The sequence below is a fragment of the uncultured Propionibacterium sp. genome, from assembly GCF_963539965.1.
Lineage (GTDB): Bacteria > Actinomycetota > Actinomycetes > Propionibacteriales > Propionibacteriaceae > Propionibacterium.
Genome location: NZ_CAUTOU010000068.1, coordinates 1 through 10,917 on the forward strand (window position 1 = coordinate 1; position 10,917 = coordinate 10,917).

Sequence of the window (10,917 nt, forward strand, 5' to 3'; positions counted from 1 at the left end):
CGGCCCGGACCGCCTGGGCGGCGAAGTTCGCGCCGTGGGTGCGGGTGCCGGCCAGGGCGACGTACAGGCAGCCGGGGCCGACCTGCCGGGAGTCGAGGGTGATGTCGCCCACGGCCACGGCGCCGGCACCGGCCGGCACGCGCAGGTCGAGCCCGACCGCAAGATCGGCCAGCTTCCGAGGCGGGACGACGGACGGGCGCAGGGCGCGTTCGCCGCCGGCGGGCACAGCTGTACTCATCACGGCTCGTACTCCAAGGGTTCGGTGTCGATCGGGACCTCGGCACTCGGGAGAACACCGTAGCGCGGAAGCGCCATCGACATCAGCATGCGGGAAGTGGGCATGGCGACCGTGCCGCCGTACTGGTCCTGCACCTCGAGGACGGTGTAGACGAGGATCTGCGGGTCCTCGATCGGGGCGACGGTCACATAGGACGACATGTAACGGTGCGCGTCGTACTGGCCGGTCCCCTGGTCGATCATCTGGGCCGTGCCCGACTTGCCGCCCATGCGGTAGCCGGAGATCATGCGACTCGCCTGGCCGGTGCCGCCGGCGGTGACCGCCTCCATGATGTCGCGCACCTGCGCGCTGGCCTGCTCCGAGATGACCCGCCGCGAGCTCTTGGCCGGGAGGCTCACCGCATTGCCGTCGGCATCGGCCGCGCCCGAGATGATCGTCGGCTGGTGGTAGACGCCGCCATTGGTGACGGCGGCGAGTGCGGCGGTCATCTGGACGGCGTTGGCCGAGAAGCCTTGGCCGAACGCCATGTTGTCGCGCGTGTAGTCGGCCATCGTCGCATCGGGCAGGTAGCCCTCGGACTCGCCGGGCAGCTCGATGCCGCTGGCCGAGCCGAAGCCGAAGCCGGTCATGTACTGCTGGTAGGCGGCGGTGTCCATCTGGCGCAGCAGCAGGGCCGAGCCGATGTTCGAGGAGTGGTAGAAGACCCCGCGCGCCGTGTAGTACTTCGTGTCCGCGTGCTTGTCGGCGTCCTGGATCCGCCCGTCCCCGGAGGCGAGCGCGGCGGGCACCTCGACCTTGGTGTCGGGATCGGCCAGGCCCCGGTCGAAGAGTGCCGCATTGGTGAAGACCTTGGCCACCGAGCCCGGTTCGTAGGCCTCGGTGACCGCACGGTTGCCCAGGTCGTCGGCAGCGGCGCTGCCCGGGGCGTTCGAGTCGTACCCGGGCGTGGTGGCCATCGCCAGGAGCTCGCCGGTCTTGACGTTCATGACGATCGTCGTACCGCTGAGCGCGTTGTACTCGGCGGCCTGGGCGGTGATGAGCTGCTGGGCCGCGTACTGGAGCTCGGAGTCGATCGTCAGGGTGTAGGTGATGCCGTTGGTCGCCTGCTTGAGGGTGTTGTCGGCCAACGGGATGCGCCCGTACTGGCCCGACTCGTACTGCTCGAAGCCATCGGTCCCGGCCAGCTGCGCATCGGCGTAGTACTCGAAGCCGCCCGCCCCGTCGCCCTCGGAGTTCACGAAGCCGATGACGTTCGAGGCGAGCGTACCCGAGGGATACACCCGGATCGGGTCGTTCTCGCTGGTGATGCCGTAAAGGCCCTTGTTGCCCACGACGTCGACGACCTGGTCGAGGGCCTGCAGGAGCTGCTCGTAGGTGTCGGCGCTGACGTTCTCGGCGAGCACCTCGTACTGGTCGGCCGAGCCGTCGTCGTTGGTCGTCCTGGTCAGGGCCGGCAGGTAGTCTGCGGTCGCGCCCCCGAGGAAGTTGACGAGGACCTCGGCGATCTGGTGCGGGGTGCGCTCGGCCAGATCGGCGGCCTGCTGGTCGGTCAGGTTGTCGGCGTTGTAGCCGTTGACACTGATCGAGGTGGGGTCGGCGATGACCTTCACGGCCGGCTGGGTACTGGCCAGCACCTCTCCGTTGCGGTCGAGGATCGAGCCACGGGTGGCCTTGATGGTGCGCGTGTGCGTCATCTTCTCGGCGGCCGCCTGGGCGTTGGCGGCCGAGTCGAGTCCCTGCAGCTGGAAGGCCCGTCCGGCCAGCAGGGTGATGACCACGGCCATGACGAGCATGGCGAAGCGCAGCCTACGGGTGGTCGAGCTCAGGCGCACCCGCAGGGCCCCGGACCCGGACCGCCGCCTCGACGAGGAGCCGCGCGGATGAGAGGACGAGTGCGCCGGCGACCCGTGCGAGGAACTCCGGCGGCCCGAGGACGGGCCGGGACGGGAAGGACGGGAACGGTCGGAGGAGGCCATCAGCCACCTGCCTGGGCGCTCGGGGCGGTCCCGGGCGCCGACGAGGACGAGGCCGACGACGGGCCGGCCGCGCCGCCGGCCGTTGGGCTCGCCGAGGAGCTCTCGGCGGGCGCGACGGCGACGCCGGGCATCTCCGTGCCGTCCATCGGATCAGGCGTACCGTAACTCGCCCCGCCGGGCATCTGGATGATGAGGGGATTCGTATTCGGCACCATGCCGAGGACCGCGGCCATCCTGGCCAGCGAGTTCGTGGCGCTGAGCTTCTGGACCTCGCCCTGCAGCGCCGCCTCGTGGTAAGAGGCCTGCTCGGCCTGGTCCTGCAGCTTCTCGAGCTGGGTCTGCTGCTCCTGGATCCGGGTGCTCAGCACGAGCACGCCGCCCAGGCCGAGGCCGAGCAGGAGAAGGAGCGACAGGACGAAGGCGCCGTTGGACAGGCGTCGTCCGCCGTGGCCGTCGGGGATGACGATGCGCGGGCGCGCGCGGCGCGGACTGCGGCGGGCCATCAGCGCTCACCCCCGCCGGCGGGCCGGACGCGCTCGATGACGCGCAGTCGTGCCGATGCGGCGCGGGGGTTCTGCCCGACCTCGTCCTCCGTGGGGCGCTGGGCACCGCGGGTGAGCAGTGAGAATCGGGCGAGCAGGGGCTCGGGGACGACGGGCAGGCCGGCCGGCGCGGAATCGCTGGCGGCGCCGGCGAAGGCCCGCTTGACGATGCGGTCCTCGAGCGAGTGGTAGGCCAGGACGGCCGCACGCGCGTGCACCGCCATGCGGTCCAGCATGACGGGCAGGACGCCCGACAGCGCGTCCAGCTCGCCGTTGACCTCGATGCGGAGCGCCTGGAAGACGCGACGGGCCGGATGCCCGCCCTGCCCGGCGCGGACCGCGGACGGCAGGGCGCCGGCGATGGCCCGCACGAGGCGGGCCGAGGTGGCGAATGGTTCGCGCTCGCGCTCGTCGACGATCGTCTGCACGATGCGCCGGGCCTGGCGCTCCTCGCCGTACTCGCGCAGGACGCGGACGAGGTCAGCGGGCGAGTAGGTGTTCAGGACGTCGGCGGCCGTCAGCGGGCCGCGGGTGTCCATGCGCATGTCGAGCGGGGCGTCGACCCGGTAGGCGAAGCCGCGGTCGGTGCGGTCGACCTGCAGACTGGACAGGCCCAGGTCCAGGAGCATGGCATCGATGCGCTCGGCGCCGGATTCGTCCAGGACCCGTTCGAGCTCGTCGAAGCGGGCTCGGACCAGGCGGACGCGGTCCCCGAAACGCGTCAGGCGGCGGGCGGCCAGTTCCAGCGCGTCGGCATCGCGGTCGATGCCGATCAGGACGGCCTGCGGATCACGGTCGAGGATGAGGCTCGCATGCCCGGCCACGCCCACAGTGCCGTCGACGTAGACCGCGCCGGGGTGATCGAGGGCGGGGGCCAGGTAGTCGGCGACGGTGCCGGCCATCACCGGGATGTGGATGGCGGCGAGGTCGGCCCGGACGGCCGGTTCAGTCATGACGCCCTTCCCCCTCCCGGTGGTGCGACTGCGGCATCCGGTTCCAACCCGAGCCGGGTCACCTGGCACCGGGGAAGGTGCGCCAGGGGATCAGCCCGGGCCGAAGCCGCATGCCGCAGTCAATGGATCAACGATCAGCGTCGCCCACGAGGATCTCTCCGTTCATGCCGGCGAAGACGTCCTCCTGAGCGGCGGAGTAGTCCTCCCAGGTGGCGCGGTCCCAGACCTCGACCCTGTTGATGGCGCCGACGACGACGATCTCCTTGCCGAGCCCTGCGTAGGAACGCAGCGCCGGCGGGATCGTCACCCGCCCCTGCTTGTCCGGCACCTCATCGCTCGCCCCGGCCGCCAGCATGCGCTGGAAGTCTCGGACCTGCTTGAGCGTCGCCGGGGCGGCGCTCACCGACTGGGTCATGGTGACGAAGGTGGCCATCGGGTAGATCGCCAGGCAGCGGTCCTGGGACCGCGTGATGACGAGCCCGGCGGCCAATTCGTCTCGGAACTTCGCCGGGAGGAAGAAACGACCCTTGTCGTCGAGCTTCGGGGTGTGGGTTCCCAGGAACATGGGCCTCCCCCCTTCACTCCCCGACTGAGGACATTTGCTCCACCGCGCTCCACAGTACTCCATTTCGCTCCATGAACATGCACACAGAGCTCCCCGTACCCGCATTCACAGCTGCGGCCAAGCAGCGCGGACTGCGGCTCGAACGCACTGGACCGGGGGCGGGGCGGGCAGGCGGATGGGGGGATAGACCGGGTTCACCGGAACCACTCCCTGTTGCGTGGACGCGATCAGAATCCGGGCCCTGCACGCAGAAAACCCCGGGTCGTGATGACCCGGGGCTGGCCGGACGCCCCGGCAGGGGCCCATGGCCGGGCCGCGCCGCTCGCCGTTGAACAGCGCAGCCGACGACGCGGATCAGAGGCGGCCCTCGTCCTGGCGACGGCGCCAGCGGTCCTCCATCCTGGTCACGAAGGGATCGGAGGAGACCGGCTGCCGCCCCGACGATGACTTCTTCGGCTGGGCCGCGGTCCTGGTCCTGCCGGACCCGCTCCAGGCGTTGAGCGCCAGGATGGTCGAGCCGAGCATGACGATGAAACCGATCACGCTGATGACCCAGATGGTCTGCATGCCGGCGAGCAGAAGAGCCAGGCCCGCGACGAATCCGAGCCCGGCAAGACCCGCGCTGCGACGCGAACGGGTGACGACGGGGCGTCGCCTCGCCGACGTGCCCATCGTGCGGGCGAGCCGGGGATCCTCGGCCATGAGCGATGCTTCGAGCTCTTCGAGCATCCTTTGCTCTTCGTTCGAGAGGGGCATCACGCGCCTCCTTGAGATCAGACGTCCAGCCCATCGATGGACTGACTGCGTCTCCAGTCTATGACCCGATCCACCTGCGGGGAAACGCCTCGAAGGTCCGATTCCGCAACGAGGCGCGCCGCCCTGCCGGTGGCGGCCCGGAGCCCGTCCGGTCGCCGCCACCGGCAGCGCCGGCGAGTCGCGTACGACCGAATCCCTGCGCTCGTCGGGGCGGAGTAAACTTGATCGGTCCCCGCTACAGGAAGAATGCAGTTGAGCGAACCCGAGCATCTGGACACCACCGAGCCCCTGGCCTCCGAGCTGGCCATCGAGCAGCAGCACGTCGACCGCGTCTACGAAGCCCTCCGGCGGGCAGAGGCCGAGGCGCGCAACGTCGAGGCCGAATCCCGCGCCCGCTTCACCTCCGACCGCGCCGACTGGTTGCGCGAGGAGAGCAGCACGGCGCTGTTCGAGCGCGACGCCTTCGCCTATCAGGCGGCCAAGCGGCTGGCCGTCCTCGACGAGGAGCACGAGGGCCTGGTCTTCGGCCGTCTCGACCTGCGCGAGGGCGACGAGAACCGCTACATCGGCCGTATCGGCGTGCGCGACGCCGACTACGAGCCGCTCGTCATCGACTGGCGCGCACCGGCGGCCTCCGCGTTCTACCGCGCGACCCCCGCGAATCCGATGGGTGTCGTGCGCCGCCGCGTCCTGCGCTGCCGCGACGACAGGGTCATCGGCATCGAGGACGATCTGCTCGACGCCGAGGCGCGAACAGATCTGGTGGTCATCGGCGAGGGCGCGCTCATGGCGGCCCTGTCGCGGGCCCGCGGCGCGCACATGCGCAGCATCGTGGCGACCATCCAGGCCGAGCAGGACGAGGCGATCCGCGCCCCTTACCAGGGCGTCACCCTGATCGCCGGGGGGCCGGGCACCGGCAAGACGGTCGTGGCCCTGCATCGCGCCGCCTATCTGCTCTACACGCACCGCAAGCGCCTCGAGCGCGGCGGTGTGCTCGTCGTCGGCCCCTCGGACGTCTTCATGCGCTACATCGAGCGCGTCCTGCCCGGCCTGGGCGAGGACGCCGTGGCGCTGCGCAGCGTCGGGCGCGTGGCCCAGGACGTGCTGGGCGTGGGCACCGACCGCCGGGATGACGCCGAGGCCGCGATCCTCAAGGGCTCTCCAGTCATGTCCAGGCTGATGCGCCGCATCGCCGGTGAGCCGCTGACGGCCGAGCCGGCGCGCGGGCTCAAGGTCAGCGTCAGGGGCGAGTTCCTGCGGGCCGATGCCCGCACCCTGGCGGGCATCCGCTCCCGGGTGCTCGGCCAGCGCACCATGAACCAGGCCCGTCCCAGCGCCGAGAAGATGCTGCTCGACACCCTCTACGCGCGCCGCCCGGGCGAGATCGAGGACATCGGGCGCGAGGAGTTCGACGAGCGGGTCACCGGCCAGGCCGCCTGGCGCATGTTCATGAACGCCTGGTGGCCGCTGGTCGGCCCCGAGCAGACGCTCGCCCGCCTGGCCGAGCCGTCGGTGCTCGCCAAGGTCGCCGGCGGTCTGCTCGACCCCGACGAGCAGGCCGTCCTGTCGCAGTCCCTGGCGCACGCCCGCGGCTACCTGCCGGGCTCCGGCCAGCCCAGCCCGGGCTGGAGCGTCTCGGACATCCCGCTGCTCGACGAGTTGAACGCCGTCCTCGGCCCGGTCCCGGCCGCCGAGGAGGCCGAGACGGACCTGTTCGCCGATGCCGACGTGGACGAGCTCGTGACGGTGGCCGACCTGCTCACCGACCGCAGCGAGGACGAGGATCCGCTCGAGAACTACTCGCACGTACTCGTCGACGAGGCCCAGGACATCACGCCGATGCAATGGCGCATGATCCGCCGCCGCGGCCCGCAGGCCAGCTGGACGATCGTCGGCGACCCCGCGCAGAGCTCCTACCCCGATGCGGGCCAGAACGAGCGCGCCGTACGCGATCTGACCGGACGCGCCCCGCAGCGCACCTTCCGGCTGGCGACGAACTACCGGTCCCCCGCCGAGGTCATGAACCTGGCCGGTTCCTACATCCGCCGCCTGGTGGACGACGCGGACCTGCCGAATGCGGTGCGCAGCACCGGCGAGCAGCCGCGGCTGCTCAGCTGCGCGCCGGACAGCGCCGCAGACGAGATCCGGGCCCAGGTGTCCGCCCTGGCGTCCCGCGTCGAGGGCACCGTCGGCGTCATCGTGCCGCCATCGCGCCATGAGGAGATCGCCGCGCTCGACCTCGGGGATCCGGAGCGGGTCTTCGTCGTGACGGCTCTGGAGGCCAAGGGCCTGGAGTACGACGCGGCGCTGGTCATCGCTCCCGACGAGATCGTCGACGAGGCGCCGGGCGGGCCGCGCGTGCTCTACGTTGCGCTGACCCGCCCCACGCAGCTGCTCGTCACGCTGGACATCACTCCCGGCGCCTTCCCCGGCGCCTGGCGCAAGGGGCTGGCCCAACCGGCCGGCTGAGTCCTCGGGGGAACCCCGGTCCGGGGCCGGTCCGCCGGGCGCGTCAGGAACCGCATGGCAGCAGCGGCGACGAATCCGGCGGCACGTGCGGGAACGCCGAACCCTCGCCCGTCCGGGGCCCGGTTCGTCCCGAGGCCCGCCGAGGAATGCATCCCCGGTCAGAGCAGCATGTCCAGGATCTCCAGCGTCGCCACCGAGCGGTTCTGGGTGAAGAACTGGATGCCGGGCGCGCCGCCGGCCAGCAGCTCGCGGGCCAGCTCGGCGCAGATGGCCGTGCCGACGCCGCGCACCGCGGCGCGGTCGTCCTCGACGGCCCGCAGCCGGGCGACCATCTCGTCGGGCAGCGGCGCGCCCGACAGTTCGGCGAACCTGTCGATCTGGCCGATGGCGGTGACCGGCATCATGCCGGCGATGACGGGCAGCCCGCAGCCGGCGGCGCGCAGCCGCTCGACGAGCCGCCGGTAGGCGCCGGGGCGGAAGAACAGCTGGGTGATGGCGAACTCGGCGCCGGCCGCCCGCTTGTCGCACAGCACCTTGACGTCATCGGCGGCGGTGGAGCCCCGGTGCACGTCGGGGAAGGCCCCGACGCCGACGCAGAACTCGCCGCGGCTCTTGACGAGCTCGACCAGCTCGGTGGCATTGGCCAGGCCCCGGGGGTGCCTCTGCCAGGGCACCAGCGGGCCGCCGGGCATGTCGCCGCGGACCGCCAGGATGTGGCGCACGCCCATCTCGCCGTATCCGTCGATGACGGCCCTCAGTTCGTCGACGCTCTGGCCGGTGCAGGTCAGGTGGCCCATGACGCGCAGGCCGGTGCTGCGGAGGATGTCGCGCACCGCGCCCAGCGTGCGCTCGCGGCTGGAGCCATTGGCGCCGTAGGTGACCGAGACGAAATCGGGGTGCAGCGGTTCGAGGCGCTCGATGGAGCGGTGGAGCACCGCCTGGCCCTCGTCGTCGCGGGGCGGGAAGAACTCGGCGCTGAACGTCGGGCGGTCGACGCGGGCGAGCAGCTCGGCGATGCTCTCGTCGGGCCGGGAGTCCAAGCGGTCCTGCGGGGCCACTGCGGTGGGACGGTACTCGCGTTGCACGCCCCCAGCGTACCGGCGGTTAGGCTTCTGGGCGTGTCCACGCGCATCTTCGACCCCGCCGACCCGGCCGGCCGGGCCTTCCGCAGCGCCATCGGCGAATGCCTGAGCACCTTCCTCGACGACGCCTGCGCGCGCCTGGCGGGGTTCTCGCCGGCGCTCGCGCCGCTGGGCGGGCTGGCCCGCGCCTTCACGGCTGGCGGCAAGCGCCTGCGCCCGGCCTTCTGCTACTGGGGCCATGCGGCCGTCGCCGGGCAGCCCGCCGATCCGGCCCCGCTCATCGCCGCCGCCGCGAGCTTCGACCTGCTGCACGTGGGCGCGCTCGTGCACGACGACGTCATCGACGGCTCGGGCACCCGACGGGGCCTGGTCGCCGCCCACCGCCAGCTCGAGGCCCTCCACGCCGCGCGCTCCGGCACCGGCGAGCCGGCCGCCTTCGGGCGCGCCGGGGCGATCCTGCTCGGCGATCTGCTGGCCGCCTGGTCCGACGAGCTCGCCGCGGGCTCGGGCTTCCCCCCCGCCGCACTGACGGCCGCGCACCATGTGCTGGACGAGGTGCGCACCGAGGTCAACGCCGGTCAGTTCCTCGACATGGCGGCCGAGGCCGGGCTGATGGGGGGAGCCGACCCGGTCGCCGTCGCAGAACGCGTCGTCGAGTTCAAGACCGCCCGGTACACCGTCACCCGCCCCCTGCAGTACGGCGCCGCCCTGGCCGGAGCCGGCCAGCCGATGCTCGATGCGCTGGCCGGGCTCGGCTCCCCGCTGGGCCGCGCCTTCCAGCTGCGCGACGACCTGCTCGGCGTCTTCGGCGACGAGACGCTCACCGGCAAGCCCGCAGGCGACGACCTGCGCGAGGGCAAGCGCACCGTGCTCATCGCCGAGGCCCAGACCGCCGCCCCGCGGATCCTCGGCTTCCTCGGGCGGCCGCTGAGCGGGGCCGAGCTGGCCGAGGCCCGTGCCCTGCTCGTCGACTCCGGCGCCCGCGCCCGCGTCGAGCACCGCATCGCCGCCGACGGCGAGCGGGCCCGTGCCGCCCTGGCCGGGCTCGAGGTCACCGACGAGGGCCGCACCGCCCTGGGGGCGCTCATCGGGGCCTGCCTCGTCCGCGAGTCCTGAGCAGCCCGCGCACCGGTAGGGCGCCCACCGGGGATCGCCCCGGCCCGTCACCCCCGCCACAAGTATGTTGATTTTCAACGAATTCGTATTCGCGGGTGTCCCGTTAGCCCCCTCGGACCCGACGCCCTACACTGTCTCACAGGCTTGCACGGCCTTCCTTCCCCGACCGTGTTTGGAGCAGACACCGTGACCAGAAATGGCACCGCTGACCCTTTGATGGGTCATGTGCTCGACGACCGCTACGAGATCCTGCAGAAGCTGGCTCGTGGCGGCATGGCCACCGTGTACCGCGCCCAGGATCTGCGGCTCGGCCGCATCGTCGCGGTCAAGGTCATGCACGACGACCTCGACGAGTCCCAGGACACCGATTTCGCCCGCAAGTTCGACCGCGAGGCGCGGGCCGCAGCCGCTCTGACCGACTCGCACGTCGTCGGAGTCTTCGACCAGGGGATCGACCAGGGGCGCCCGTACATCGTCATGGAGTTCGTCGAGGGCTGCACGCTGCGCAATCTGATCACGCGCGAGGCCCCATTCGATCCCGAGCGCGCCCTCAGCCTCATCGAGCCCGTCGCCGCCGCCCTGGCGGCCGCCCACGACTCCGGTCTGGTGCACCGCGACGTCAAGCCCGAGAACGTCCTCATCGGCGGCAAGGGCCAGATCAAGGTCGCCGACTTCGGCCTGGCGCGAGCCGCCAGCGCCAAGACGATCACCGTCGCCAAGGGCAATGTCATCGGCACGGTCAGCTACCTGCCCCCCGAGATCGTCGCCCAGACGCATGCGGACGCCCGCTCCGACATCTACTCGACCGGCATCGTGCTCTACGAGCTGCTGACCGGTGAGAAGCCCTACACCGGCGAGAACCTGCAGATCGCCTACGCGCACGTCAACAGGTCGGTGCCCGCGCCGTCGCAGACGCTGCGCCGCAACGGTCACGCCCCGGTGCCCGACTACGTGGACGCACTGGTCGTGGCCTGCACGCGCCGTGACCCCGACCGCCGCCCGGCGGACGGCCACGATCTGCTCACCAGGGTCCGCCGGGCGCGCGCCGCCGTGGCGGAGGGCGTCACGCACGACGAGTCGCTGGCCATGATCATGTACCCGGCCGGCTGGCGCGAGAGCCGCACCCGGCCGGGGGCCGGCCGCGTCAGGGGCGCACCTGCCGACACCGAACCGATCCGCCTCTCCTCGCGGGCCGGGCGCCGCGAGTACGCCGGCGCCCC

The 10,917-nt window shown here is 71.9% G+C and carries 10 protein-coding genes; 3 read left to right on the plus strand and 7 right to left on the minus strand.

Annotation, left to right across the window (positions count from 1 at the left end; all coding sequences use genetic code 11):
* The 6 genes from R2N01_RS09750 to R2N01_RS09775 all read right to left on the minus strand — a co-directional run.
* A partial coding sequence (locus R2N01_RS09750; RefSeq protein WP_316670653.1) for a Mur ligase domain-containing protein occupies positions 1-238 on the minus strand: 238 nt, incomplete at its 3' end.
* Positions 238-2,070: a penicillin-binding protein 2 gene (locus R2N01_RS09755; protein ID WP_316670655.1), complete on the minus strand. Its 1,833-nt coding sequence runs from the start codon at positions 2,068-2,070 to the stop codon at positions 238-240. The genes R2N01_RS09755 and R2N01_RS09750, both read right to left, overlap by 1 nt.
* 143 nt (positions 2,071-2,213) lie before the next feature.
* On the minus strand, positions 2,214-2,717 hold the full coding sequence (locus R2N01_RS09760) for a hypothetical protein (protein WP_316670657.1): 504 nt from the start codon (positions 2,715-2,717) through the stop codon (positions 2,214-2,216).
* On the minus strand, positions 2,717-3,709 hold the full coding sequence (gene rsmH / locus R2N01_RS09765; protein WP_316670659.1) for a 16S rRNA (cytosine(1402)-N(4))-methyltransferase RsmH: 993 nt from the start codon (positions 3,707-3,709) through the stop codon (positions 2,717-2,719). Before rsmH ends, R2N01_RS09760 begins: the two co-directional genes overlap by 1 nt.
* A 127-nt stretch (positions 3,710-3,836) precedes the next feature.
* Positions 3,837-4,274: a division/cell wall cluster transcriptional repressor MraZ gene (mraZ, locus tag R2N01_RS09770; RefSeq protein ID WP_316670661.1), complete on the minus strand. Its 438-nt coding sequence runs from the start codon at positions 4,272-4,274 to the stop codon at positions 3,837-3,839.
* 354 nt (positions 4,275-4,628) lie between these two features.
* Positions 4,629-5,030, minus strand: a complete 402-nt coding sequence (locus R2N01_RS09775; RefSeq protein WP_316670663.1) for a DUF3040 domain-containing protein — start codon at positions 5,028-5,030, stop codon at positions 4,629-4,631.
* A gap of 252 nt (positions 5,031-5,282) precedes the next feature.
* Between R2N01_RS09775 and R2N01_RS09780 the strand changes: the two genes are divergently transcribed.
* Complete coding sequence (locus R2N01_RS09780) at positions 5,283-7,499, plus strand: UvrD-helicase domain-containing protein (protein ID WP_316670664.1); 2,217 nt, start codon at positions 5,283-5,285, stop codon at positions 7,497-7,499.
* A gap of 158 nt (positions 7,500-7,657) precedes the next feature.
* Here the strand turns inward: R2N01_RS09780 and R2N01_RS09785 are convergent, their stop codons facing one another.
* A complete protein-coding gene (locus R2N01_RS09785; protein WP_316670666.1) occupies positions 7,658-8,584 on the minus strand; it encodes a methylenetetrahydrofolate reductase in 927 nt (308 codons plus the stop codon).
* Between the two features lie 33 nt (positions 8,585-8,617).
* Here R2N01_RS09785 and R2N01_RS09790 point away from each other — a divergent pair, with 33 nt between their 5' ends.
* Positions 8,618-9,697, plus strand: a complete 1,080-nt coding sequence (locus R2N01_RS09790; RefSeq protein WP_316670668.1) for a polyprenyl synthetase family protein — start codon at positions 8,618-8,620, stop codon at positions 9,695-9,697.
* A gap of 216 nt (positions 9,698-9,913) precedes the next feature.
* Positions 9,914-10,917 (plus strand): protein kinase (locus R2N01_RS09795; protein WP_316670671.1); only part of this gene is annotated, 1,004 nt, incomplete at its 3' end.